We start from the raw sequence: 24,851 nt of genomic DNA, 5'->3' as shown, positions 1-24,851 counted from the left end.
GGCTGACAAACAGGCGCGCGCAGCGACTTCGGCTTTCCCGCCTGACCATGCCTTTCACCATTTCAAATCGACCGTCTGATCGTGATCCCCACTCTGCTGCAAGCCACTCTTGATCTGCTGACTGAAGTTGAAACAGCCGCTCGGCCCGCCGATGCTGTCACGTCAGCCTTTTTCCGGGGCCGCCGCGATCTTGATGACCGCGATCGCGGTGCGGTGCTGGAATTGCTTTATGTTCTTTTGCGCCATCGCGCCCGGCTGGGCTGGTGGCTGGCGCGGCAAGACGCGCAGGACAAGCCGCGCAACCGGCTGTTGGCTTGGCTGGCACTTGGTGAGGGGCAAAACCCCAGCCAGATCCAGCGCCTGTTCGATGGCGCGCCATTCGCCCCCAGCGCCCTGACCGCTGCCGAAAATGCTCTGTTGGAGGCGTTGAAGGGGCACCGGCTGCGCCATCCCGATATGCCTGAAGCCGTGGCGCTGGAGTGTCCGGCTTGGGCGGTTGCGCCGCTGCAACAGCGGTTTGGCGCAGCATTTGGTGCCGAAATGGCGGCAACTTTGGCCCCGCCGCCGCTGGATCTGCGCATCAACCCGATCAAGACCGCCCGCGAGGCCACGCTGCGCAGATTGCAGGCGATGGGGCTGCGCGCGCAGCCGACACCGCTGTCGCCGCTGGGCATCCGTCTGGCCGAGCGTCTGTCACTGGCGCGGCTGTCGGGGTTGAAAACCGGCGATATCGAGATTCAGGACGAAGGCTCGCAGCTTGTGGCGCTTCTGGTCGATGCCAAGCCGGGCGAGCGGGTGGTGGATTTCTGCGCTGGGGCAGGGGGCAAGACGCTGGCCATCGCGGCGCAGATGAAAAACAAGGGCCATGTGGTTGCCTGCGATGTGAACGAAACCCGGCTGAAGCGCTGTGCCGAACGCCACCGCCGCGCCGGACTGCACAATGTCGAAACAAGGCTGCTGGCCAGCGAAACCGACCGTTGGGTCAAACGCCACAAGGGCGGGTTTGATCGCGTGCTGATCGACGCGCCCTGTAGCGGCACCGGCACGTGGCGGCGCAATCCTGATGCGCGCTGGCGTGCGCCGGAACTGGGGCTGGAAAACCTTGTCTCGCTGCAAGCCCGGATTCTGGCGAGTGCAGCGCGTCTGGTGAAACCCGGCGGGCGGCTGGTCTATGCCACCTGTTCGATGTTGCCCGATGAGAATGAGGCGCAGATCACCCGCTTTCTGGCGGCAAGCGCGGGTTTTCGCCTCTTGCCAGTGCCCAAGGCTGTGCCTGAACTGGCAGGCGCGATCCCGTCTGATCACCTGTCACTCACCCCCGCGCGTCATGGGACCGATGGCTTTTTCGCAGCCGTCCTGCAACGCGATGCCTTGCCTACCCCAAGCGATCAGGCCTGACGCGGGCCTGTGGCACGTTCGCGAGGTTAACTTCGCGACACAGGCTGGCGGTCGTCCGCTGGTGGGGGTTGCCTTTCCCGCCCACCTCCGGCCTGCACAGGATGGTAGTGGTATCCGCACGGCTTTTGCGACGTTATGCTTGGCAGAAGGCACCAAACTATGCGGGTCTCATGCATCCCATGGGCCCCACGGAAACGCCTGAGTTGAGGATGTCAGAGTGTGCAATCTCTACAATCATACCATGGCCGTTGATGCGATGCGCCAGCTGTTCGCAGGGCTTGAAAACAAAACCGGCAACCTTGAGCCGGGCGATATCTACCCCGACCGCTTGGCCCCGATCATCCGCCACAGGTCTGACGGGTTGGAGTTGGTGCGGGCGCGCTGGGGCATGCCGTCGCCGCCTTCGGTGCTGAAGACCGCGCGAGATCCCGGCGTGACCAATGTGCGCAATCTGGCCTCGCCGCATTGGCGGCGCTGGCTGGGCCCGGCCCATCGGTGTCTTGTCCCGGTGACAAGGTTTGCCGAGCCTAAACCGGGCGGCAATCAATGGTTTGGCCCCGCAGCAGAGGGGCAGCCGATGTTCTTTGCCGGGATCGAAGTGCGCGGCTGGAAATCGCTGCGCAAGGTGAAGGATGGCGAGACGACGGATGACCTGTTTGCCTTTCTGACCTGCGCCCCCAATGCCGAGGTTGCTTCGGTGCATCCCAAAGCGATGCCAGTTATTCTGACGAAACCGGATGAGTGGGAAACCTGGCTACAGGCGCCATTTGATGTGGCGGCACAGTTGCAGCGGCCATTGGCGGATGGCGCGCTTCAGTTGCTGGACGGGCCGATCTGACCGCCTGCTGGCACCGGCAGCGCCTTGAACCACAGGCCAGCCTTGCGGCACTGGATCGAGGGAAACCATTGGCGTTTTGGCTGGCCATGCCATGACCCGCCGCATGGAGTTAGATGCCGTGGGCCAGCTTCGCCCTGTCTTGCCTGCAAGATCAGGGAGGTTCGCCCGCGCCAAACACAATACTGCGGAACACACTCGTGTCGTCGTTCGCCGCGACATTCCGGCAGGGGCCGCACAGCGACCCTGCAAACAGGGCCTTATCAAGCGGTTCTAAAAGTGGGGGAAGTTCAAAGTCCCTGGGGTAAGTTCAACTACCCCAATTTTCGAAGGATCGCATCGCAACCAGTCTCTCTGCACAGGAATGCATGGAGACTGAAATGCCTGAAATCTACCTTTCTGATCGCCAAGTTGCGGCGCGCTATGGTGTTCACCACCTGACCCCGCGTCGCTGCCGGAGTTGGCCAAGGTGGGCGTTACCTCCCTGTCCACGGGTTCTATGATGTCTGCGGACGTGGCAGGCCGGGCGCGGGCCGTGGGCACTCTGGTGGGCGCTGGCATGACGCTGGAGAACGCGTTGCAACTGGTGGGCTGGGGGAAAGAGGACGGGCGGACCTATGAGTGATCAAATCGCCGCCGCTTTCCGTAGGGCTGCCAAAGTAAGCCCGCTCTACAGGCCGTTCCAGCTCTACAAGGCTGTGGATGCTCTAAACGACCGGGGCCGCCCAGTGGGTCCGGCGCTGTACGATTGGATTGAAACCGCACCCGGTTCGGTTCGCTGGAAAGAGGTGGACGCCAACAGCGCTCCCCACCTTATGCCGCTGGTGGGGCTGGGCGAAGGCGTGGTGACGATCCTTGCGCCGTTCACCGGGGCCATACCGGACGCGCTCCTAGACGCGGTGGGCCAGTGGTATCTGGTAGCCAACGGCGAAGGTGAGGACACGCTGGGCGTAGGTTATCGTCTTATCGTGTCCCGCTGGACCACCCAGCCCTTGCCCGTGGTGCGCAACGCAGCGCCATGACCAACCCCTTGCCCCCCGGCGTGGCCACGCGGCTCCTGCTGGAGCTTGCGGAGGACTTTGGCGTCAAGGCGGAGGTGGGGGAGTTGCTGGCACAGCGCGGGGGCACAATGCCGGAGCTGGGGCCGATGCTTCGCACGCACCGCAAGAGCCTCAATATGCCGTATTATGCCGTGACCGCGTGCTGTGGTTTGTCCGCTAGCCAGTTGGTGATGTTCGAGAATGGAAAGCAACTCCACCCCGGCCTGCGCACCATACACGCTCTGGCCTATGGCTATGGCTTGCCCTTTGGTGAAGTGCTTGCCGCAGCTCTGCGCACAGCGGGAGGGCCGGAGCCTGTATACCGCAAGCGCACCCGGCCTTCTGCCCTACAGGGATAGAGTCGCCCGCACCCGGTGCGGCTTACACATGCCAGAAACCAAACTGTGTATTATGTGTGTATGAGTTGCCAGAAATCCCAGATTTCCTAACAATTTCAATATGTTATGTGATGGGATTGGCGGAGAGACAGGGATTCGAACCCTGGGTCGGCGCGAACCGACAACGGTTTTCGAGACCGCCGCATTCGACCACTCTGCCACCTCTCCGCGGTAGGGATCGTGGCGGGGATTTAGCGAGGTCGGGCAGGGCTTGCAACCCCGATTTCACCTGTTCTTGCAAAGAGTTTGCCGCAAGCGTTGCGCGGGGCTTTGCCGATGCTCACCAAGGCGTGTCCGTCGCGGTCTTGGCAGCGCCGTCGCAACGCCGTAGCTAGGGTCGATATTGTCGTGAAAGGCTTGTCATGCTGCGCCCCCTGTTGCTTTCGCTTTGTCTTGTCATGCCTGTCACAGCCGCGCCGCTGTTGGCGCAGACGCAATCGGTGCGACCCGAGATTGCGGCGCTGACCCAGACCTTGAAGATCGACGCGCTGATCGCGGTGATGCGCAGCGAGGGGCTGGCCAATGGCAAGGATATGGAGGCCGATCTGTTTCCCGGCCAAGGTGGGGCGGCTTGGAGCGTGGTGGTCAGCCAGGTCTATGACGCGGGCCGCCTGCATGCGATTTTCGATGCCGCGCTGACCAAAGCGCTGCAAAACGATGCCGCGACGCAACAGGCGATGACCGATTTCTTCGGCACCGCCTTGGGCCAGAAAATTCTGGCGCTCGAGATTGATGCCCGCAAAACTCTGCTGGACGACAAGGCGACCGAGGCCGCAGCGCAGGTCTGGGCCAAGGCGGCAGCTGCCAAGACGCCGCGCGTGGCGCAGATCAATCACTTCGCCGAGGTCAACGATCTGGTTGAATCCAACGTCATGGGCGCGCTGAACGGCAATCTAGCCTTCTACCGTGGCATGAACGATGCAGGCGCTTTCCCGCAGCCGATGCCCGAAGATGACATGCTGGCCGAGGTCTGGGGCCAAGAAGCCGATGTGCGGCACGATACCACCGAATGGTTGTTTCCCTTCCTGATGCTGGCCTATCAGCCGCTGAGCGATCATGAACTGGATCAATACATCGCCTTTTCCGAAACCCCCGCCGGGCAAAAGGCCAATCGCGCGATGTTCACTGCCTTTGATGCAATGTTCGTGCAGGTCTCGAAAGAACTCGGCCAATCCGCGGGCCGCCTGATGGCTGGGCAGGATATCTGAACAGGCATGGCTTAGGTCATCATCCTCTCTGTTCAAATATCCCCGCCGGAGGCTCCTTTGGCCAATGCCGGATGCCTCCGGCGGGAGTATTTATGCCAAGATGAAAGCCAAAGACCTGCCTTCCGTCAGGCTTGACATCACCCGCAACCCACCGCATAAGCGCGCATCCCGACGAGGTGCGAATCTCGTCGGGTCTTTATTTCATGACGCCCCACAGGGGCGCGCTGTTCGAGGCGGGGCAACCCGGAACACGACACGGTCGAAAGACCGTTAGGGCCACAGAACGCGGAGCAAGAGAAGGAAAGACCCATGTTCGCGGTCCTCAAGACAGGCGGCAAGCAATACAAGGTGCAGGCGGGCGACGTTCTGCGCGTTGAGAAACTTGACGCAGTGGCTGGTCAGAAGATCCAGTTCAACGACATTCTCATGGTTGGCGGCGAAAGCACCACCATCGGCGTGCCCTTCGTGGCTGGTGCTGCGGTGCAGGCCGAAGTGATCGACCAGATCAAAGGCGAAAAGGTCATCCACTTCGTCAAGCGTCGTCGTAAGCACTCGTCGCAGCGCACCAAAGGCCACCGTCAGCACCTGACGCTGGTTCGCGTCACCGAAGTTCTGTCGGCAGGCGCTGACAAAACCGGCGTGGCTGCGGCAACCGGCACGGCTGACGCGCGTCGCGCGGCACATAACACCGCTCCGGCCGCTCCGGTCGAAGCCCCTGCGAAACCGAAGCGCGCTGCCAAAGCCGCTGCTGCACAGGAGTAATCCCCCATGGCACACAAAAAAGCAGGCGGCTCATCCCGCAACGGCCGCGACTCGGCTGGCCGTCGCCTTGGCGTGAAACTGTTCGGTGGCCAGCACGCCATTCCGGGCAACATCATCGTGCGTCAGCGCGGCACCACTTGGTTCCCGGGTGAAAACGTCGGCATGGGCACCGATCACACCCTGTTCGCCAAGGTCGAAGGCCACGTCACCTTCAAAAAGGGTTTCAAAGGTCGCACGTTCATTTCGGTTCTCCCGCTTGCGGAGGCAGCCGAGTAGGTCGAAAGCCCACATCGGAACAATCCGGGGGATCGGCCGCAAGGCCGGTCCCCTTTCTCATTTCGGCCCATCCTTCCTGTGCCTTAGGGGGCTGTCATGCCATCCGGCGTTCACAAATGCGCCGCTTTGATCTGGCAGAAGGGGTGGATGCGATATACCGCTTTGGTTGTATCGCGGAGGGGATTGGGCCGCGATGCAACGTGGCGGTTGCAAGCCGCAAGTACGACCGCGATTGGGCCCCGCCCGGCGTGGAGATTTGACACCGACCCGTGCGGCCCCCGCCGCGCGGTCACGATAACCGGGGATTTCCCCAGGCTTTCAGGAGTAAGCCCGTGGTTCTGGATATGATTGCTGTGCCGACCGATGGACAGATTGCCGCTGGTCGTTTTGTGCTGCGCCCCGTCCGCCGTTCGGATGCAGGCCTGTTTGCGCTTTATGCAGGTGACAAGCGCGTGGCCGAAGCCACCCATTCGATCCCGCATCCCTTGCCGCCGGGGGCGGCGGATGCTTTTGTGACCCGCGCGATGGGTGGGCGTTCGGATGAACAGGTCTGGGTGATGGACGGGTCTGCCACGGGTCTGGCCGAGGTTTTGGGCGTGATCAGCCTCAAGCCGATGGACGCGCACAAGCCCACGCATGGCCAATCCGAGGTGCGCTATTGGGTGGCACCTGCGTTCTGGAACACCGGCATCGCGTCCGAGGCCGTCAAGGCGCTGGTCACGGCCAACCCGCAGAAGAACTGCACGATCTTTGCCGAGGTGTTTCAGGACAACCCCGGCTCGGCCCGCGTGCTGACCAACACCGGCTTTCAATATCTGGGCGATGCCGAGACCTTCTCGGTCGCGCGCAACGGTCTGGTGCCGACATGGACCTATGTGAAAAAACTGGCGTGACGGGCCGCGCCCGCCGAACCGAAAGAAAACTCTGCGGGGCAGAGTTTTCCGGTTCGTTGCTCATAAGGCGGAACGCCGTTGAGCAAGGGGTGCTGGGCAGCAGACCAGTCAGTTGAGAAATCGGGCCGCGCCTGCCGGGGGCAGGCAGGCGCGGCCCGATTTGGCGCGGGCCAAATCGGGCAAAAAATGAAAGGGCGGTTTTGTGGAAACCTATGAAAATCTTACAAACCGCCCCCTGCGCCCCCACTTGCGCACCGCGCGCCTCACCCTGCGCCCGGTGGCCGCCGCAGACGAAACCGCCGTCATTACCCACCTGAATGATCTCGCCATCTCCGGCTGGCTCGCCCGTGTGCCTGTGCCCTACACCCCCGCCGATTTCCACGAATTCCTCACCGAAATCGCCTATCCCGGCGAGACCTTCACCATTGAAGACGCGCAAGGCTTCGCAGGCATCCTCGGCGCAGGGTTCGAGCTTGGCTATTGGCTTGCCCCCCGCGCGATGGGCCAAGGCTACGCCACCGAAGCCGCCCGCGCGGTGCTGGAAATGCAGTTCGCCCATGATGAAAGCACGGTCGCCGCGGGCTATTTCGAAGGCAATGCGGCCTCTGCCCGCGTGCTGGCGAAACTCGGATTTGTGGAAACCGGGCGCAGCCTGAAACACTGCCGCGCCGATGGTCAGGACCGCCCGCATGTCGATCTGATCCTGACGCCCGAGGCTTTCCTTGCCGCCAACCCGTTGGAAATCCTTACCCCCCGCCTGCGCCTTGCACCCCTTAACATCGAGCGCGACTGGCGCGACATCGCCCGCATTGGCGGCGATCCCTTGGTCGCGCCGATGACCTCGTCGCACCGCTCGCCGTGGCCCGAGGCCGAGGTGCGCGCCTTCCTCGCCGAAAGCCAATGGCAGGGCCGCCCCGGTTTCCGCCTTGGCATCTGGCATGGCGCTGCGCTAATCGGCGCGGTCGGCATCTGGGATGATCCGGCCGAAACCGGCTATTTCCTCGACCCCGCCTATTGGGGCCAAGGCTTTGCGACCGAGGCGATGCAGGCGTTTCTACCGCAGATGATGGCGCGCTTTGGGCTGACCGAAATGCAGGCCGACCATTGCACCGACAACCCAGCATCAGGTAGCGTGCTGCGCAAACTCGGCTTCCGCCCCATCGGCGAAGGCATCGGTGATAGTCTGGCACGCGGCCCGGTGCCGATCTCCCTCTATCGGCTGGATCGGCCATAAGTTAACAAAACGTTAAATTCACCACCATAACATGCTGAATTAAAACACTAAAATTTGGTCCCACGTTGGGACCACCGCAAACCCGGCCAGAATCCCTATACTTGAGTCCTGCCCCCCAATCCTGTATCGCCTGAACCTAATCTTTCAGAAAGCCGCCCAGATGAAATTCCTCGACCTCACCAAAGTCTATATCCGCTCCGGCGGCGGCGGGTCAGGCTGCGTGTCTTTCCGGCGCGAGAAATTCGTCGAATTCGGCGGCCCCGATGGCGGTGACGGCGGCAACGGCGGCTCGGTCTGGGCCGAGGCGGTTGATGGCCTGAACACCCTGATCGACTTCCGCTACCAACAGCACTTCTTCGCCAAATCGGGGCAGGGCGGCATGGGCAGCCAACGCACTGGCAAAACCGGCGACGATATCGTGCTGAAAGTCCCGGTCGGCACCGAGATCCTTGATGAAGACGAAGAAACCGTCATCGCCGATCTGGTGACGGTGGGGCAAAAAGTGTTGCTGGCCAAGGGCGGCAATGGTGGGTGGGGCAACCTCGCGTTCAAATCCTCGACCAACCGCTCTCCTGCGCGGGCGAACCCGGGTCAGGAAGGTATCGAGCGCACGATCTGGCTGCGCCTGAAACTGATCGCCGATGCAGGGCTGCTGGGCCTGCCGAATGCCGGGAAATCCACCTTCCTCGCCGCCGTCTCGAACGCGCGGCCCAAGATCGCCGACTACCCCTTCACCACCTTGGTGCCGAACCTCGGCGTGGTCGGCATTGATGGCGCGGAATTCGTGATGGCCGACATCCCCGGCCTGATCGAAGGCGCCTCTGAAGGCCGCGGTCTGGGCATCCAGTTCCTCGCCCATGTCGAACGCTGCAAAGTCTTGCTGCACCTCGTTGACGGCACCTCGAACACCATCACCAAAGACTACCGCACCATCATCAAGGAACTCGAAGCCTATTCCGACGTGCTGGGTGACAAACCCCGCATCCTTGCGCTGAACAAATGCGATGCTTTGGACAAAGCCACCATCACCACCCGCCGCAAGGCGCTGGAAAAGGCCAGCGGAGGCCCGGTGCATGTGATTTCCGGCGTGGCGGGCATCGGCCTTCTGGACACCCTTCGCGCCCTGATGGCCGAGATCAAGCGCGAGGCTCCGGTAGAGGAGGGCGCGCCGTGGCAGCCTTAAAACCCCTCACCGCGCCCGATATCCGTGACGCCAAGCGTCTGGTCGTCAAGATCGGCTCGGCCCTGCTGGTGGATCGCAAAAGCGGTCTGAAGCAAGGCTGGCTTTCCGCACTTGCGATGGATGTGGCCGAAGCCAAAGTGCGCGGCACCGATGTGGTGCTGGTGTCGTCAGGCTCCATCGCCTTGGGTCGCAAGGTGCTGGGCCTGGGCGACGGCATCCTCACGCTTGAGCAATCTCAGGCCTGCGCCGCCGTCGGCCAGATCCGCCTTGCCCGCGCTTACGAAGAAGTCCTCGCCCCCCACGGCATCACCACCGCACAGGTGCTGGTGACGCTGGAAGACACCGAAGACCGCCGCCGTTATCTGAACAGCCGTGCCACGATGGAAACCCTGCTGGGTCTGGGCGTGGTGCCGATCGTCAATGAAAACGACACCGTCGCGACCGATGAAATCCGCTTTGGCGATAATGACCGTCTGGCGGCCCAGATCGCTGTGACGGTGGGGGCGGATCAGTTGATCCTGCTCTCGGATGTCGACGGCTTTTATTCCGCCAACCCGAAAGAAGACCCGACCGCGCAGCGCTTTGATCTGGTGGAAACCATCACGCCGCAGATCGAAGCGATGGCGGGCGATCCGATTTCCGGCCTCTCTAAAGGTGGCATGAAGACCAAACTGCTGGCGGCAAAAACCGCCGTCGCGGGCGGTTGTGCGATGGCGATCATGGAAGGCTCGGTGCTGCGGCCGCTGTCTGCATTGGCCAATGGCGCACAGCGCACGTGGTTCGTGGCGCAAAGCGACCCGCAAGCCGCGCGCAAGCGCTGGATCAACGCGATGAAGCCGCGGGGCGAGTTGCGCTTGGATGCGGGGGCCGTGACGGCGCTGCGGGCGGGGAAATCCTTGCTGCCAGCAGGGGTTACGTCCGTGACTGGCAGCTTTGGCCGTGGCGATCCGGTGGCGATCCTGTCGCCTGCGGGGGACACCTTGGGCAAGGGTCTGGTGCGCTACACGGCGGTCGAGGCCAAAGCGATTGCCGGGCACCGCTCGGGTGAGATTGAGGCCATTCTGGGCTATCAGGGCCGCGCAGCACTGGTGCACCGCGACGATATGGTGATCTGACGGCGGCCGGGGCCGATTGGAAAGGCTGTGCTTTGGGCTGCGGTGGAAGCCTCCGGCGGGGATATTTGGGCCAATGTGAAAGGGCCGAAGATGGACGGACAAGCCGTTGATATGATGCAAGAGATTGGTCGTAAGGCCAAAGCCGCTGCGGCAGAGCTTGCCTGTGCCAGCCAGGAACGCAAATACGCAGCCCTGATCGGGGCCTCGGCGGCGATCTGGGCGCGGCGGCAGGAAATTCTTGACGGCAATTACATGGACATGGCTTACGGCGAGGAAAAGGGCCTGAGCCCGGCGATGCTCGACCGTTTGCGGCTGGACGACAACCGCATCCGGGGCATGGTGGATGCCCTGCGCGAGGTGGCGGAGTATCCTGATCCGGTCGGGCGGGTGTTGGCGGAATGGGACCGCCCTTCGGGCTTGCATATTCAGCGGGTGGCAACACCTTTGGGCGTGGTGGGGGTGATCTATGAATCGCGCCCCAATGTGACGGCGGATGCCGGCGCTTTGTGCCTGAAGGCGGGCAATGCGGTGATCCTGCGCGGCGGGTCCGAGAGTTTTCATTCGTCGGAAGCCATTCACGCCAGTATGCAGCAGGGCCTGCGTGAAGCGGGTTTGCCCGAGGATGCCATCCAACTGATCCCGACGCGCGACCGTGAGATGGTCACGGCGATGCTGCACGCCGTTGAGTATATTGACGTGATCGTGCCGCGTGGTGGCAAGGGACTGGTGGGGCTGGTGCAGCGCGAGGCCCGCGTGCCGGTGTTCGCGCATCTGGAGGGCATCTGCCACGTTTATGCCGACCGCGATGCCGATCTGGAAAAGGCGCGCCGCGTGGTGCTGAACTCGAAAACCCGGCGCACCGGGGTCTGTGGCTCGGCGGAGTGCCTGCTCATTGACTGGCAGTTTTACACCAAATATGGGGCGGTGCTGATCGAGGATTTGCTGAAAGCGGGTGTGGAAGTGCGCACCGAGGGCGAACTTCTGAAAATCCCCGGTACGGTCAAGGCATCGCCAGATGATTTCGGGCGCGAGTTTCTCGATATGATCATCGCGGCCAAACTGGTGGACGGGGTGGATGAAGCCATCGCGCATATCCGCAAGTATGGCTCCAACCACACCGAAAGCATCCTGACCGAGAACGACGCCACCGCCGCGCGCTTCATGCAGCGGCTCGACAGCGCGATCCTGATGCGCAACGCCTCGACCCAGTTCGCCGATGGCGGCGAGTTTGGCATGGGCGGCGAGATCGGTATTGCCACTGGCAAGATGCACGCGCGCGGGCCGGTGGGGGCGGATCAGTTGACCAGCTTCAAATACCTTGTCACCGGCGACGGCACGATCAGAAGCTAAGCCGGATTTCCGTCGCCGCCAGTTCCGTGGTCAGGCGGCGGTGCTGGCGGGTGATCTCATCCGGCACCAGCAGGAATTGCACCTGCGCCGGGCCGATGTCGGTCAATCCGGCGGGGTTGATCAAACCCTCCCACAGGCTTTCATCGACCTTCATTTTCGGCGCGGTGGCGCGCAATGCCCAACGCGCCTCATTGCGGTCAACCTGCACCTGCCCGCCATAGGGCAGCGCCGATTCGAGGCAGAGGATCAGCAAAAACACCAGCTTCACATCGCGGCGCGGCAGATCGGCGGGGCTTTCCCAATCAATCTGCACCCGTCCGCCATGCGTCATATCCGAGATCACTGACAGCACTTCGCTGCGCCCGATGCGCTGATCCGCCCCACTTGCGCCAAAGGCCACCCGGAAAAACCGGATGCGCGCATTGGCATGGCCGACGCTTTCGGTGATCAGCGCCATTTCTGGCCCCTTTGCCGCACCTTCCATCAACATCAGCTCTACCCCGTTGCCGATGGCGCCAATCGGGCTGATAAGGTCATGGCAAATACGCGAGCCGACGAGGGCCGCAAGATCAGGTCTGTCATGCACTTCGGTCATCCTTCAACGGGCCTGCAACAAGACGAGGGGAAACATGGCGGCATTATTGCAACCGGGGATGTGCGTGCGCCATCCGCAGCGGCCCGACTGGGGTTTGGGGCAGGTGCAATCCAGCATCGGCAACCGGGTAACGGTGAATTTTGAACATGCGGGCAAGGTGGTGATCGACCTCTCACAAGTGGATTTGACGCCGGATTTTGCACCCCGTCACGACCATTGACGCAGCAGGTGGTTAATCTTGCGTTAACAAAAATGACGACGCCCCCCAAGGTTGCATTGCGCCGCGCCAAAGCCTAAGAAAATCTGTCGCCCAAACGACCGGACCGGAAGCTGCCGATGATTTCTGACGACAAACACTTCATCTTGCGACTGGCGCAAGACGACCGCGACCTGCGCGCGGCGCAGCGCCTGCGGTATGAGGTTTTCGTGCAGGAACTGGGGGCCACCGTGGCGCTGGCCGATCATGATGCGCGGCTGGAGCGGGATGAATTTGACGCCCATTTCGACCATCTGCTGCTGATTGACCCCAATCGCTCGGCCGATGATTTACAAGACGTGGTGGGGGTTTACCGGCTGCTGCCGTCCGACCGGCTGGCGCTGACAGGGCGGTTTTATTCCGAAGCCGAGTTTGATCTGACAGCACTGAAAGACTCGGGGCGCAAGCTGCTGGAACTGGGGCGGTCCTGCGTGCATGCCGATTACCGCGGCGGCACGGCGATGTTGCTGTTGTGGAATGCGCTGGCCGATTACGTGCTGCACAACGGTATCGAGGTGCTGTTTGGCTCTGCCTCGTTCCATGGCACCGATATGGCGATGCTGGCGCAGCCGTTGTCTTATTTGCAGCATTTTCATCTCGCCCCGCCTGCGCTGCGGGTGACGGCACGTTCGGCGCAGGCGGCTGACATCCCGCTGATTCCCAAGGAAAAGCTGGATCGCCGCACGGCCATGTTGGCCACGCCCGCGCTGATCAAGGCCTATTTGCGCCTGGGCGGTTATGTCGGGCAGGGCGCTTGGGTCGATCACGCCTTCAACACCACCGATGTCTGTCTGGTGATGGATACCGCGCAGATGAGCGCCAAGCACCGCGACTTCTACATCCGCAAATCGGGGCGCGACGGATGAGCGATTGGCGCGATGATGCGCTGGCCGTGCCGCCCATCGGGGCCCTCGGCTGGCTCCGCGTGGCCTTGCGCGGCGGGCTGATGGGCTTGGTGATCTACACCGGCTTGCTGCTGTTGTTGCTGCTGCGGCTGATCGAACGCCCGCTGTTTGGCACATCGCGGCCATGGACGCCTTACATCACTCAGGCCGTCTGCAAACTGGTGTTTCCGATCATGGGCCTTGGCCTGATCATCCGGGGCACGCCGATGCAGCACAGGGGGGCTACGGTCGCCAATCACTCGTCCTGGTTGGATATCTTTGCCCTGAACGCCGCACAACGCGGCTATTTCGTCGCAAAATCCGAGGTCGAGCATTGGGCGGCCATCGGCTGGCTGGCCCGCGCCACGGGCACAGTGTTTGTTGCCCGCAAAGGCACCGAGGCCAAGCGGCAGCAAGCCGTTTTTGAACAGCGTTTGCGCGACGGCCATCGGCTGATGTTCTTCCCCGAAGGCACCAGCACAGATGCAATCCGGGTTCTGCCTTTTAAATCAACCCTTTTTGCCGCTTTCTTCACGCATGGGCTGGATCATATCCTGCATATTCAGCCGGTGACGGTGGTCTATCACGCGCCCGCGGGCCAAGACGCGCGGTTCTACGGCTGGTGGGGCGAGATGGATTTCGCGCCGCATCTGCTGCAGGTTCTGGCCGCCCCCCGGCAGGGCCGGGTCGAGGTGATTTTTCACCCCCCCGTTGCGGTCAATGCCTTCGCCAGCCGCAAAGAGCTTGCCGCCTATTGCGAGGCTGCAATTCGCGCCAGCCACCCACGCGCCGCCGACCGTGCATTGGACCAGCGCGCCGCAACCTACAAGATGTAGTGGTTTAAGCGCAAAAAAGCTGGCCAATTCCACAAGTCATTCCCAGATGGGAAGGAAACCATCACCCCAGCGGAGCCATCAGCGTCTTCAACGCCGCTGCTGGATCCTCCGCGCCCCAGATCTCCTCGCCCACCCCGAAGAAATCGGTGACAGGGCCGAATTTCTCGACCAAAGCCGTGGTCAGCGCCCCCTCGGCGATCACCGGCACTTCGATCACCGCACTCCACCACTCGAACAGGTCGAAATCAACACTGGCCCCGTTGCCGAGCGGCGTGGCCCCCACCGGGCCAAAGGCGATGTAATCTGCCCCGGCCTCACCGGCGTTCATGCCCTCGTGGCGGGTCACGCCACAGAACGCCCCGATCACCGCATCGGCCCCCAATTCCTTGCGGACATAGCGCACCTGCCGCGCGCCATCGGTCAGATGCACGCCATCAAGGCCCAGACGATCCACCATCAGCAGGTGGTTCTCGATCACGATGATCACATCGCGGGCATGTGCGACCTGACGGCAGGCATCGGCAGCGCGCTGGATGGTGTCTTCATCCTTGGTGGCCAAAGCCAGCCGGACGCAGGCGGTATCGACGCTGTCCAGAACGCTGGCGAGCCGGTCGGGGAAAGTCTCCAGATCAAAGCTGGGCGGGGTGATCAGGTTGATCTGGGGGCGGTCTTGCTCGGCCATCTGGGTATCCTGCATGAAACTGGCCCCTGATAGCGCAGAAAGCTGGCCTTGGCTAGCAAGGCAGGCTGGCGTATCAGGCGGCATCTTTGACGGAGAAACCCGATGATCCCGCCCGCCTTCATTCTCGTCCGCCCGCAGATGGGGGAAAACATCGGCTCTGCCGCCCGCGCGATGCTGAACTTCGGGCTGGAGCGGATGCGGATCGTCGCCCCCCGCGATGGTTGGCCGAATTCGGCGGCGGTGGCCTTGGCTTCCGGGGCGGGGCGGGTGCTGGATCAGGCGGGGTTGTTTCCCGATGTGCAGGCGGCGATTGCCGATTGCGATTTCGTCTTTGCCACCACCGCGCGCGGGCGCGAATTGACCAAACCCGTCTATACCCCCGAAGCCGCGATGGATCACGCGCGCGCTTTGGTTGCGGCGGGAAAACGGGTGGGCGTTCTGTTCGGGCCGGAACGCGCGGGGCTCGAGAATGAAGACGTGGTGCTGGCCAATGCGATCGTGACAGTGCCGGTGAACCCCGAGTTTGCCTCGCTGAACCTTGCGCAATGCGTGCTGCTGATGGGCTATGAATGGCGCAGGCAGACCGAAGCGGTCGAGGGCGTGGTGATGGAAATGGCGCGCACCGAGTTTGCCAGCGGCATCGAGGTGCAGAAACTGGGCGATCATTTCGAAGAACGGCTTGAGGCCGCCGGCTTTTTCTTTCCCGAAGCGAAAGTGCCCGGCATGAAAGCCAGCCTGCGCAACATGTGGTCGCGGTTGGGTCTGACCAAGGCCGAAGTTCAGACCCTCCACGGCATGCTGCGCCAGATCGCTTATAAGCTGCGCGCGCAGGGGGATGAATGAGCCGGCGCGCCTGCCGCAGGCGGCGTAGCCTCCGGCGGGAGTATTTAGGCCAAGATGAATGGCTGTGACCGGGTGGGTGAGACTGTGGTGTGTTTGCGGCATCTCGCCACCCGTGCAGCCCTTGAAGCTGCCAAGGGCGCGGCCTAGTGTCTGGCCCAAGCAACCAAGGGGTTCGGCATGGCCACCAAGCGCAGCATTTTTGAGGAAGTCGGCACCGGCGGGCCAGCGGTGGCAACGCCGCAAGGTGGGTTGATCGACGGGCGCGGCAAGGGCGCGCGGCGGGGGGTGCGGGTTTGGCTGCTGATGATCTTTGCGCTGGTAGCGTTGATGATCGTGGTGGGCGGGCTGACGCGGCTGACCGACTCGGGATTGTCGATCACGGAATGGAAGCCGGTGACAGGGGCGATCCCGCCGCTGTCTGACGCCGATTGGGCGGCGGAGTTTGCGAAATATCAAGCCAGCCCCGAATTCATGCTGCAAAATTCGGCCATGACGTTGGATCAGTTCAAGTCGATCTTCTGGTGGGAATGGGGCCATCGTCAGCTTGGCCGCGTGATCGGGCTGGTTTGGGCCGTGGGCTTTTTCGGCTTTCTGCTGGCGCGGCAGATCCCGCCGCGCTGGACCAAGCGGCTGCTGGCGATTGGCGCTTTGGGCGGGCTTCAGGGCGCGATTGGCTGGTGGATGGTATCTTCGGGCCTGACCAGTGGCATGGTTGATGTAAAATCGTACCGCTTGGCGACGCATCTCGGTCTCGCATTCATCATCCTCGGGCTGATCACCTGGTATGCGCTGCTGCTGGGCCGGACAGAAACCGATCTCTTGGTGGCGCGGCGGGCGGGGGAGCGTAAGCTGGTGGTCAAGGCCACGGGCCTCATGCATCTGGCCTTCGTGCAGATCTTGCTGGGTGCGCTGGTGGCGGGCATTGACGCGGGCCGCGCGTTTCCGACCTGGCCCGATATGAACGGGCAGTTCTTTCCGGCGGATGCGTTTTATGTGCCGGATGGCGCGGGCGGCAGTTTGCCGGTCTGGCATGCGTTCTTTGAAAACCCCGGTCTGGTGCAGTTTATCCACCGGATGTGGGGCTATGGGCTGTTTGCCTATGGTGTGCTGGTCTGGCTGCGCGGTCGCGCCTCGGGCAATTTTGCCACGCGTCGGGCGTTTCATGCGGTGATGCTGATGCTTCTCGCGCAGGTGGCCTTGGGGATTTACACCGCGCTGACGGCGGCACAGCCGCATGTGGCGATCACCCATCAGGTGGGCGCGGTGGTGCTGTGGGTGCTGATCATCCGGGCGCGGCATTTGGCGATGTATCCGGTGGCGGGTTCGATCCGGGAGGGAACGGCATGAAGAACAATCAAGCCTATGCAGAGCTGATGGCCTATCAGCGTGACACCGAAGCCTTGGGCAAGATTGCCGAGCGGACGGGCTGGGATCAGGAAACCATGATGCCGCAAGGGGCCGCAGATCAGCGCGGGATCGAGATGGCTGCGATGGAGGGCGTGCTGCACGCGCGCCGGTGCAACCCGCAGATTGCGCAGTGGTTGGCGGATGCCGAGGCTGCCGATGATGTGGCGGCGGCGCAGCTCTATCAGATTGATCGCAGCTACAAGCGCGCGGTGAAGGTGCCGGGGGATCTCGCGCAGGAAATGGCGCGGGTGACGAGCGTCGCGCAGGGCATCTGGGCGCGGGCAAGGGCTGCCGAAAAGGTCGCCGATTTCCTGCCAACCCTGCGCGAGGTGATCGCGCTGAAGCGGCAGGAAGCTGCGGCTTTGGCGGACGGCGGTGATCTTTACGACGCGCTGATTGATGATTACGAGCCCGAGGCGACGGCAGAGTCTTTGGGGGCAATGTTCGACCGGATGCGCCCCCGGTTGGTGGCATTGCGGGCGGCGGTGCTCGCGGCAGAGGCTCCGGCTGGGTTGTCGGGGCAGTTTCCGCAGGACGCGCAGTTGCGCCTCGCGCGCGATGTCGCGACGGCGTTTGGCTATGATTTCACCCGCGGGCGGATTGATCTGGCGGTGCATCCGTTCTCATCTGGCGGCGGCAATGACAGCCGGATCACCACGCGGGTGGTAGAGAGTGATCCGTTCAACTGTCTGTATTCAACGATCCACGAGGTTGGCCATTCCAGCTATGAACTGGCGATTGACCCTGACTATGGCATGACCCCGCTGGGGCACGGTGTCTCGATGGGGGTGCATGAAAGCCAAAGCCGGATTTATGAGAACCAGATCGGGCGGGGCAGGGCGATGACCGGCTGGATCTATGACCAGATGGCCGCGCGGTTCGGGCCGTTAAACGTCGATGGGCCAGAGGCGTTCTACCGCGCCGTGAACCGGGTGCATGCCGGTTTCATCCGCACCGAAGCCGATGAGGTGCATTACAACCTGCATATCATGATGCGCTTTGATCTGGAGCGGGCGTTGATCCGCGGCGATCTGGCTGTGGATGATCTTGAGGCTGCGTGGAATGATCGCTTCCTTGCCGACTTTGGGCAGGTGGTGGACAAGCCCAGCCATGGCGTGTTGCAGGATGTGCATTGGTCGGTGGGGCTGTTTGGCTATTTCCCGACCTATTCCTTGGGCAATGTCTATGCCGGTTGCTTGCACCGCGCGATGCGGGCGGCGGTGCCGGGGTTGGACGCGCAACTGGCGCAGGGCGATACCTCGGGGGCGGTGGGCTGGCTGCGGGAGAATTTGCAACGGCACGGCGGTTTGCGCAAACCGCGGGACACGATTGCACATGCCTGCGGATTTGAACCCACCGAAGGGCCGCTGCTGGATTACCTCGAGGCGAAATTCGGGGAATTGTATCGGTTGTGAGCTGGTTTTCCGGCCAGGCTGCAGCGGTTTGGCTGCTGGCCTTTGGGCAGACGCTGACCTATGCCGGGGTGTATTATGCCTTCCCGGCGCTGCTGCCGGATTTGCAGGCGGCGACGGGGTGGTCGGTGGCGGAACTGGCGTTCGGGCCAACGCTGGGGTTTCTGGTGATGGCGGCGCTGACGCCGTTCACCGGGCGCTGGGTGGATCGCGGCTGGGGCGGCGAGATGCTGACCTATGCGCCGATCCTCGCGGCGGTTGGCGTGGCAGGGCTGGGGTTGGCCGGGTCGCCGCTGATCTGGTGGGCGATCTGGGCGGTGTTGGGTGTCGCGCAGGCGTGCTGTCTCTATGAATCCTGCTTTGCCTTTCTGACCCGGCGCTTGGGGGCCGAGGCGCGCGGTGCCATTACCAAGGTGACGCTGGTTGCGGGCTTTGCGGGCACTTTGGCGTTTCCGCTGGGCGATGTGCTGGGCCGCAGCTTGGGCGGTCCGGGCGCGCTGATCGCTTTTGCCGGGTTGATGCTGCTGGCCGTGCCGATCAACGCCCATGCGGTACGCAGCTTGCGGCGGATGGAGCGGGCGGGCGGTATTGCTGCCGAGGCCACCCCCGGCGTGCTGCGCCAAGCCATGCGGCGGCCTGCGTTCTGGGCAATTGCGGCGGTGTTTGGCATGATCTGGCTCAACCACGGCATTTTGCTGACCTATGTGCTGATGCTGTTCGCCGATCGGGGGGCTGCAGCGGGGATGGCGACGCTGGCCGCGGCTTGCATCGGGCCTTCGCAGGTGTTGGGGCGGTTGGTGTTGCTGTTTCAGGGCGCGCGGATTGGCAATGCACGGGCAACGGTGTGGTCGCTGGTGGGCGTGGTCTGCGCCAGCGTGGCGCTGCTGAGCGCGGGCTGGTGGCCGCTGCTGATCTTTGCCTTTGCGGCCTTGCAGGGGGCGGGCGCGGGTTTGCTGTCGATCCTGCGGCCGATGCTGATCGTGGATATTCTGGGGCGGCGCGGCTTTGGCACGATTTCGGGTGCTGTGGCAGTGGCGCCAATTCTGGCTTCGGCCGCAGCACCTTCAGTCGGGGCGGGCCTACTGCATCTGGGCGGGCCAGAGCTGATCTACGGGTTCTGTCTGGCGCTGGGCTTGGGCGGCTTGGCGATTGGCATCGGGCTGCTGAGGCGGGGATGATCGGGCGTTGGGGTGGACCACCCCTACGCCCAGTTGGGTTTGCGCTTTTCCAGAAAGGCGGTGATGCCTTCATCTGTATCGGGCAGCAGGATGTTTTCGACCATGGTGGCCGAGGCGCGGGCGTAGGCTTCGGCGGTGTCCAGCGTTTGGGTGTCGCGGAAGGCGGCTTTGCCCATGTGCAGGGCTTCGGGCAATTTGGCGGCGAGGGTTTCGGCGAGGGCTTGGGTTTCAGCCTCAAGCGTCTCTGGGGTGGTCAGGCGATTGATCAGGCCGATCTCATAGGCGCGGGTGGCGTCGATGAAAGCGCCGGTTGCCAGCATCTCGAAGGCCACAGCGGGGGGAATTTTGCGGGCAAGGGCGACCATCGGCGTGCTGCAAAACAGCCCTATATTGATGCCGTTGACGCCAAAGCGGGTTCCGGGGGCGGCGGTGATCAGATCACAAGAGGCGGCGAGTTGGCAGCCTGCGGCGGTGGCGATGCCGTGGACTTGCGCGATGGTGGGTTGCGGCAGGGCTTGCAACGCCTGCATCACCTTTGCGCAATGCGCGAACAGCGCTGTGAATGCGGCGCGGCCTTGGTCGGGGGCAGCGCGGGCGGCCTGCATCTCGCGCAGATCGTGGCCAGCGCAGAAGGCTTTGCCTGCGCCTCTCAGGATCACCACTCGGATGCTGGTGTCGGTGTGCAGGCGGGCGATCTCGGACTGCAACGCGGCCAGCATGGCATTCGACAATGCGTTGAAACTGGCGGGCGCGTTCAGGGTCAGCGTGGCGATGCCGCCTGCGTCTTGGCGTAACAGGATCTCGTTGCTCATTGCATCCCCCTTCGATTGACGAAACTCTAGGCGGGTCTGGGGCAGGGGGAAAGCATGATCGTGATGGATGTGGCAGCACTGCAGGCGTTTCTGGCGCGCGATTTCGCTCAGGTGGCGGCGGATTTCGTGGTCGAGCGGGCCGAGGCTGATGGCCTGACGCTGCGGCTGAGGGTGCAAGAGCGGCATCTGCGCCCCGGCGGCACGGTGTCGGGGCCTGCGATGTTCGCGCTGGCAGATGTGGCGATGTATCTGGCGATCCTGTCGCGGATTGGCCCGGTGGCTTTGGCGGTGACAACCAATTGCAGCATGGATTTCATGCGTAAGCCGCAGGCCAGGGTGGATATGCGGGCCGAGGCGCGGCTGCTGAAGCTGGGGCGCAGTCTGGCAGTGGGGGATGTGATGCTGTTTTCAGACGGTATGGCCGAGCCGGTGGCCCGTGCCAGCCTGACCTATGCGATTCCGCCTGCGCGCTAACATGCAAAAAGGCGCGCAGGGCATGCGCGCCTTTGGGGTCGATGGGGCAGGCTGATCAGGCCTTGGCTTTGGTGAAGCGGCCTTCGATCTGGGCACCGCTTTCGATCACCAGCGTCGAATAGCTGATGTCAGCGGCCACTTGGGCTGCAGCGCGCAGGGTGAAGGTCTGGCTGTCGACGCGGCCATCGAGCTTGCCTTTGACCTCAACCGTCTCAGCGGCGACTTGCCCCGAGACGCGGCCTTCGCCGCCGATCAGCAGCCCATGGGCCGAGAGTGTGCCCTCGACCTCACCCAGCACTTCGATGGTGCCGGTGGAGGTGATATCGCCGACGATCTTCAGATCAGCCGACAGGACAGAGCGGTTGTTGCTGCTGATATTGCCCCCCGTAGGACGGGTCGGCGGGGCAGCGGGGTCGGCTGGCTTGGAAAACATGCGAAATCCTTGGGCGCAAAAGAGCGTGTTGCGCCGATAAGGACTGAAGGCGCGCTGCGGGTCAAGCCTTTGGCAGGCTGGTGGTGTCGCGAAACGGCCATGCGGGTCGTGGTTCGGCTGACAAGCGCCGAAGGATTTGATCATATGAGGGGAAAGAATCGCCCCGAAGGGGGGGGCAGTATATGACACTCCGCAATACGACTGAATTTTTCGCTCCGGTTTCCGGTTTCGATCTGCCGCGATTCGCAGGGATTCCGACTTTCATGCGGCTGCCGCATGTGCCGTTTGACCATGCGCGGTTTGCTGAGGTCGAGATCGGGTTGATCGGTGCGCCTTGGGATGGCGGCACGACGAACCGGCCGGGTCCGCGGCATGGGCCACGGCAGTTGCGCGATCTGTCGACGATGATCCGCGCGATGAATGGCACGACCTGGGTGGCTCCGTTTGAACTCGCCAACTGCGCTGATCTGGGGGATGTGGCGCCGAACCCGGCTGATCTGATGGATAGCCTTGCGCGGATGGAGGCGTTTTATGACCGGGTTGTGGCAGCGGGTGTATTGCCGCTGACCGGGGGCGGCGATCATCTGTGCAGCTTGCCGATCCTGCGGGCGGTGGCAAAGCAGCGCCCGGTGGGGATGATCCAGTTCGACAGCCATACCGATTTGAACGACATTTATTTCGGCACCTCCAAATACAACCACGGCACCCCGTTCCGCCGCGCGGTGGAGGAGGGGCTGATCGACCCCAAGCGCTATTGCCTGATCGGCATTCGCGGCACGGCGTATGGGCGCGAAGATTGGGATTTCGCTGCGGCCAATGGCATCCGCATCATTCCGATTGCCGAGTTCCACGCGCGTGGGCCCGAGGATGTGATGGCCGAAGCGCGCGAGATCGTCGGGCAGGGTGATACCTATATCACCTATGACATTGATTTCGTCGACCCGACTTTCGCACCCGGAACCGGAACGCCGGAAGTGGGCGGGCCGAATTCGTGGCAGGCGTTGCAGGTGGCGCGGCTGTTGAAGGGCGTGAATATCGTGGGCGCCGATCTGGTCGAAGTCTCACCGCCGTTTGATGCCAGTGGCGGGACGGCGTGGCTGGGGATTTCGATCATGTTTGAGATGCTGTGTGTGATGGCCGAGCGTGTGGCGGCTTTGCGGGGATAGCCCGTAACAGGCGGTTTGCTGCGCCGAGGGCGGATGCCTCCGGCGGGGATATTTGAGCAGAGAGGATGACCAAGATGGCCGTAGATATGATTGTGACGCATGCCAAGGTCTTGACGATGGATGCAGCAAAGCCGCGGGCCGAGGCTGTGGCCGTGGCGGGCGGCAAGATTGTTGCCGTGGGCACGACGGCTGAAGTGGCGGCGCTGGCGGGGCCGGATACGCGGGTGATTGATGCGGGCGGGCGCAGTTTGCTGCCGGGGTTTGTGGAAAGCCATTTGCATCTGGTGCTGGGCGGCAATGAACTGGCGCAATTGCAGATCGGCGGGGTGCATGGCTTTGACGCGCTGAAAGCGGCGTTTGAAGCCTATGCTGTGCAGTATCCCAACAATGCGCTGCTGATGGCGCAGGGGGCGTCGTATGAGATTCTTGACGCGCCGGTGACGCGGCAGGATCTGGACCGGGTGATTGCCGATCGCCCGATCGCGATGATGTCGCCCGATCACCATACGGTTTGGGCCAATACGGCGGCTTTGTCTGCGGCGGGTCTGCTGCATGGGGCTGCGATGCCGCATGGGCATGAGGTGGTGATGGCCGAAGATGGCACCGCCACCGGCGAGTTGCGCGAGTTTGAGGCGTTCGGCCCGATTCTGGCCTTGGGCGGCGAAGCGCATTTGCAGTTGGGGATTGCGACGGGCGGGGAGCCGGAGCCTTGGCCGTCGGACGCGGTGCGCGCCAAGGATAAAGACAAGATCGCGGCGGGGCTGGCGCATTGCGCCGCGCATGGCATCACCAGCATGGTGAACATGGATGGCAACCGCTACACCTGCCAACTGCTGCGCGAGATGAAAGACGAGGGGCGGTTGACCGCGCGGGTCAAGGTGCCATTCCACTTCAAACCGCATATGGAACTCTCCGAGCTGGAGCGGGCGAGTGCCATGACGGCAGAGTATAATGACGACTGGGTGTCGTCGGGCTTTGTGAAGATGTTCATGGATGGCGTGGTCGACAGCCGGACGGCCTTCATGCTGAACGACTATCCCGGCACCACGGAACGCGGCGAGCCTTTGTTCGAACCCGAGCGGTTCAAGGCGATCTGCACCGAGATTGATCGGCGCGGTTTGCAAATTGCGGTGCATGCGATCGGCGATGGCGCGGTGCGCACCACGATTGATGGCTATGAAGCGGCGGGGCAGGCCAATGGCCTGCGCGACATGCGGCACCGGATTGAGCATATCGAACTGATCGACCGCGCCGATATTCCGCGCCTGGGGGCGCTTGGGATCACGGCCAGCGTGCAGCCGCCGCATCCGCCGGGGGCGATGGATTTCCCGATGTCGACGATGGAGACAGTGTTTGACCGCGCGCGTTGGCCGGATGCCTATCTTTGGAAGACGCTGGCCGATCAGGGCGCTCCGTTGGCTTTCGCCTCTGACTGGCCGGTGACGGATGTCTCGGTGATGCGGGGCTTGCAGGCGGCGATGACGCGGGTTGCTTATGATGGTGCAGCCGATGAACGGGTCAGCCTGATGGACAGCCTCTACGCCTATACGGCGGGCGGGGCGTGGGCTGCGCATATGGAAAGCGTCACCGGCAAGCTGGTTGTGGGCCTTGCCGCTGACCTTGTGCTGATTGATGGCGATATCGAGGCGATAGATTCGCAGGATTTGGGCAAAACCGGAATCGCTCTGACGATTTCGGCGGGGCAAATCACCCATCAGGCACCGGGATTCGCCTGAATCGGGCAGAATCAGGGCGGCAGATTCGCGAGATTCGCCGGATTTGTCGCCCAAGCCGGTTTTCATCCTGCTGAATGGCTGGGCGTCGACAGTGAAAAACCCCTGTAAACATTGAGTGTGACAGAAAAAAGAAAGCGGATGTGTTTTTTCCTCTTGCGGCCCCCGGAAGCTTTCCCTAAATACCGCCTCACCGAAGACGAACAGACGCAGCGATGCAGACGGGATGGAACGGGAAGCGAGATGAAACGCTCGTAACGAAATCTGGATGCACGAAGGCAAGACGCCCGAAGTTCGGGTGTGTTGTTTGTTTTGTGTCCGCGCTCTTTGACATTGATGATAGTTGAAGGGATATGTGGGCGGTTTGGGCGCATCGGCGTCGCAATACGTAGCATATCTGACCAGCAGGGAATTTGGCGAGAGCTGAGCTACCGATGACCTGGTAAAG

At 62.8% G+C, this 24,851-nt stretch carries 27 protein-coding genes and 1 tRNA gene; 23 read left to right on the top strand and 5 right to left on the bottom strand.

Annotated elements, in window-relative coordinates; genetic code table 11:
• The first annotated feature begins 81 nt into the window (after nucleotides 1-81).
• The 5 genes from ACFOGH_RS15370 (at nucleotide 82) to ACFOGH_RS15350 (ending at nucleotide 3,632) form a co-directional block, all read left to right on the top strand.
• A complete protein-coding gene (locus ACFOGH_RS15370; RefSeq protein ID WP_380074048.1) occupies nucleotides 82-1,398 on the top strand; it encodes an RsmB/NOP family class I SAM-dependent RNA methyltransferase in 1,317 nt (438 codons plus the stop codon).
• A 217-nt stretch (nucleotides 1,399-1,615) separates the two neighbouring features.
• Complete coding sequence (locus ACFOGH_RS15365; protein WP_380074047.1) at nucleotides 1,616-2,236, top strand: SOS response-associated peptidase; 621 nt, start codon at nucleotides 1,616-1,618, stop codon at nucleotides 2,234-2,236.
• Nucleotides 2,237-2,735: 499 nt separating this feature from the next.
• On the top strand, nucleotides 2,736-2,858 hold the full coding sequence (locus ACFOGH_RS15360; RefSeq protein WP_380074046.1) for a hypothetical protein: 123 nt from the start codon (nucleotides 2,736-2,738) through the stop codon (nucleotides 2,856-2,858).
• Entirely contained in the window at nucleotides 2,851-3,255 is a 405-nt protein-coding gene (locus ACFOGH_RS15355) for a hypothetical protein (RefSeq protein ID WP_380074045.1), read from the top strand. Before ACFOGH_RS15360 ends, ACFOGH_RS15355 begins: the two co-directional genes overlap by 8 nt.
• Entirely contained in the window at nucleotides 3,252-3,632 is a 381-nt protein-coding gene (locus tag ACFOGH_RS15350) for a hypothetical protein (protein ID WP_380074044.1), read from the top strand. Before ACFOGH_RS15355 ends, ACFOGH_RS15350 begins: the two co-directional genes overlap by 4 nt.
• Nucleotides 3,633-3,749: 117 nt before the next feature.
• On the opposite strand, the gene ACFOGH_RS15345 is transcribed toward ACFOGH_RS15350, so the two are convergent.
• Nucleotides 3,750-3,839, bottom strand: a tRNA-Ser gene (locus ACFOGH_RS15345).
• Between the two features lie 194 nt (nucleotides 3,840-4,033).
• On the opposite strand from ACFOGH_RS15345, the gene ACFOGH_RS15340 reads away from it, so the two are divergent.
• The 8 genes from ACFOGH_RS15340 (at nucleotide 4,034) to ACFOGH_RS15305 (ending at nucleotide 11,692) form a co-directional block, all read left to right on the top strand.
• Nucleotides 4,034-4,879 (top strand): hypothetical protein, encoded by an 846-nt coding sequence (locus tag ACFOGH_RS15340; RefSeq protein ID WP_380074043.1) that lies wholly within the window; start codon nucleotides 4,034-4,036, stop codon nucleotides 4,877-4,879.
• Between the two features lie 309 nt (nucleotides 4,880-5,188).
• Nucleotides 5,189-5,641, top strand: coding sequence for a 50S ribosomal protein L21 (gene rplU, locus ACFOGH_RS15335; RefSeq protein ID WP_380074042.1), 453 nt, complete (start codon nucleotides 5,189-5,191; stop codon nucleotides 5,639-5,641).
• Between the two features lie 6 nt (nucleotides 5,642-5,647).
• On the top strand, nucleotides 5,648-5,917 hold the full coding sequence (gene rpmA, locus ACFOGH_RS15330) for a 50S ribosomal protein L27 (RefSeq protein ID WP_380074041.1): 270 nt from the start codon (nucleotides 5,648-5,650) through the stop codon (nucleotides 5,915-5,917).
• A gap of 332 nt (nucleotides 5,918-6,249) precedes the next feature.
• A complete protein-coding gene (locus tag ACFOGH_RS15325; protein WP_380074040.1) occupies nucleotides 6,250-6,810 on the top strand; it encodes a GNAT family N-acetyltransferase in 561 nt (186 codons plus the stop codon).
• 202 nt (nucleotides 6,811-7,012) lie between these two features.
• Nucleotides 7,013-8,044, top strand: a complete 1,032-nt coding sequence (locus ACFOGH_RS15320; RefSeq protein WP_380074039.1) for a GNAT family N-acetyltransferase — start codon at nucleotides 7,013-7,015, stop codon at nucleotides 8,042-8,044.
• A gap of 160 nt (nucleotides 8,045-8,204) precedes the next feature.
• Nucleotides 8,205-9,227, top strand: coding sequence for a GTPase ObgE (obgE, locus tag ACFOGH_RS15315; protein ID WP_380074038.1), 1,023 nt, complete (start codon nucleotides 8,205-8,207; stop codon nucleotides 9,225-9,227).
• The gene (proB, locus tag ACFOGH_RS15310; RefSeq protein WP_380074037.1) at nucleotides 9,215-10,342 is read left to right on the top strand and encodes a glutamate 5-kinase; all 1,128 of its coding nucleotides are present in this window, start codon (nucleotides 9,215-9,217) and stop codon (nucleotides 10,340-10,342) included. The genes obgE and proB overlap by 13 nt, the downstream gene beginning before the upstream one ends.
• A gap of 90 nt (nucleotides 10,343-10,432) precedes the next feature.
• Complete coding sequence (locus ACFOGH_RS15305) at nucleotides 10,433-11,692, top strand: glutamate-5-semialdehyde dehydrogenase (protein ID WP_380074036.1); 1,260 nt, start codon at nucleotides 10,433-10,435, stop codon at nucleotides 11,690-11,692.
• On the opposite strand, the gene ACFOGH_RS15300 is transcribed toward ACFOGH_RS15305, so the two are convergent.
• Nucleotides 11,682-12,287: a histidine phosphotransferase family protein gene (locus ACFOGH_RS15300; protein WP_380074035.1), complete on the bottom strand. Its 606-nt coding sequence runs from the start codon at nucleotides 12,285-12,287 to the stop codon at nucleotides 11,682-11,684. The genes ACFOGH_RS15305 and ACFOGH_RS15300 overlap by 11 nt on opposite strands.
• A gap of 34 nt (nucleotides 12,288-12,321) precedes the next feature.
• Between ACFOGH_RS15300 and ACFOGH_RS15295 the strand changes: the two genes are divergently transcribed.
• The 3 genes from ACFOGH_RS15295 to ACFOGH_RS15285 all read left to right on the top strand — a co-directional run bounded on the left by ACFOGH_RS15295 (nucleotide 12,322) and on the right by ACFOGH_RS15285 (nucleotide 14,263).
• Nucleotides 12,322-12,507: a DUF3553 domain-containing protein gene (locus tag ACFOGH_RS15295; RefSeq protein WP_380074034.1), complete on the top strand. Its 186-nt coding sequence runs from the start codon at nucleotides 12,322-12,324 to the stop codon at nucleotides 12,505-12,507.
• Between the two features lie 116 nt (nucleotides 12,508-12,623).
• Entirely contained in the window at nucleotides 12,624-13,409 is a 786-nt protein-coding gene (locus ACFOGH_RS15290) for a GNAT family N-acetyltransferase (protein WP_380074033.1), read from the top strand.
• Nucleotides 13,406-14,263 (top strand): lysophospholipid acyltransferase family protein, encoded by an 858-nt coding sequence (locus ACFOGH_RS15285; protein WP_380074032.1) that lies wholly within the window; start codon nucleotides 13,406-13,408, stop codon nucleotides 14,261-14,263. Before ACFOGH_RS15290 ends, ACFOGH_RS15285 begins: the two co-directional genes overlap by 4 nt.
• 61 nt (nucleotides 14,264-14,324) lie before the next feature.
• On the opposite strand, the gene ACFOGH_RS15280 is transcribed toward ACFOGH_RS15285, so the two are convergent.
• A complete protein-coding gene (locus ACFOGH_RS15280) occupies nucleotides 14,325-14,945 on the bottom strand; it encodes a thiamine phosphate synthase (RefSeq protein WP_380074882.1) in 621 nt (206 codons plus the stop codon).
• Nucleotides 14,946-15,047: 102 nt separating this feature from the next.
• On the opposite strand from ACFOGH_RS15280, the gene ACFOGH_RS15275 reads away from it, so the two are divergent.
• The 4 genes from ACFOGH_RS15275 to ACFOGH_RS15260 all read left to right on the top strand — a co-directional run bounded on the left by ACFOGH_RS15275 (nucleotide 15,048) and on the right by ACFOGH_RS15260 (nucleotide 19,785).
• On the top strand, nucleotides 15,048-15,788 hold the full coding sequence (locus tag ACFOGH_RS15275; RefSeq protein WP_380074031.1) for an RNA methyltransferase: 741 nt from the start codon (nucleotides 15,048-15,050) through the stop codon (nucleotides 15,786-15,788).
• Nucleotides 15,789-15,965: 177 nt separating this feature from the next.
• Complete coding sequence (ctaA, locus tag ACFOGH_RS15270) at nucleotides 15,966-17,135, top strand: heme A synthase (RefSeq protein ID WP_380074030.1); 1,170 nt, start codon at nucleotides 15,966-15,968, stop codon at nucleotides 17,133-17,135.
• Nucleotides 17,132-18,610: a carboxypeptidase M32 gene (locus ACFOGH_RS15265; protein ID WP_380074029.1), complete on the top strand. Its 1,479-nt coding sequence runs from the start codon at nucleotides 17,132-17,134 to the stop codon at nucleotides 18,608-18,610. The genes ctaA and ACFOGH_RS15265 overlap by 4 nt, the downstream gene beginning before the upstream one ends.
• Nucleotides 18,607-19,785 (top strand): MFS transporter, encoded by a 1,179-nt coding sequence (locus ACFOGH_RS15260; RefSeq protein WP_380074028.1) that lies wholly within the window; start codon nucleotides 18,607-18,609, stop codon nucleotides 19,783-19,785. The genes ACFOGH_RS15265 and ACFOGH_RS15260 overlap by 4 nt, the downstream gene beginning before the upstream one ends.
• Before the next feature lie 23 nt (nucleotides 19,786-19,808).
• Here ACFOGH_RS15260 and ACFOGH_RS15255 read toward each other — a convergent pair whose 3' ends face one another.
• Nucleotides 19,809-20,597: an enoyl-CoA hydratase gene (locus tag ACFOGH_RS15255; RefSeq protein WP_380074027.1), complete on the bottom strand. Its 789-nt coding sequence runs from the start codon at nucleotides 20,595-20,597 to the stop codon at nucleotides 19,809-19,811.
• 54 nt (nucleotides 20,598-20,651) lie between these two features.
• On the opposite strand from ACFOGH_RS15255, the gene ACFOGH_RS15250 reads away from it, so the two are divergent.
• Entirely contained in the window at nucleotides 20,652-21,071 is a 420-nt protein-coding gene (locus tag ACFOGH_RS15250; protein ID WP_380074026.1) for a PaaI family thioesterase, read from the top strand.
• Nucleotides 21,072-21,126: 55 nt separating this feature from the next.
• On the opposite strand, the gene ACFOGH_RS15245 is transcribed toward ACFOGH_RS15250, so the two are convergent.
• Nucleotides 21,127-21,504 (bottom strand): bactofilin family protein, encoded by a 378-nt coding sequence (locus ACFOGH_RS15245; protein WP_380074025.1) that lies wholly within the window; start codon nucleotides 21,502-21,504, stop codon nucleotides 21,127-21,129.
• A 182-nt stretch (nucleotides 21,505-21,686) separates the two neighbouring features.
• Between ACFOGH_RS15245 and ACFOGH_RS15240 the strand changes: the two genes are divergently transcribed.
• Nucleotides 21,687-22,670 (top strand): agmatinase, encoded by a 984-nt coding sequence (locus ACFOGH_RS15240; protein ID WP_380074024.1) that lies wholly within the window; start codon nucleotides 21,687-21,689, stop codon nucleotides 22,668-22,670.
• Nucleotides 22,671-22,744: 74 nt separating this feature from the next.
• Nucleotides 22,745-24,406, top strand: a complete 1,662-nt coding sequence (locus tag ACFOGH_RS15235) for an amidohydrolase (RefSeq protein WP_380074023.1) — start codon at nucleotides 22,745-22,747, stop codon at nucleotides 24,404-24,406.
• Nucleotides 24,407-24,851: the final 445 nt, after the last annotated feature.

Origin of the sequence: Cypionkella sinensis, assembly GCF_042646385.1 — a bacterium.
Classification (GTDB): domain Bacteria; phylum Pseudomonadota; class Alphaproteobacteria; order Rhodobacterales; family Rhodobacteraceae; genus Cypionkella; species Cypionkella sinensis.
This window is presented reverse-complemented; position numbering and strand designations above follow the sequence as displayed.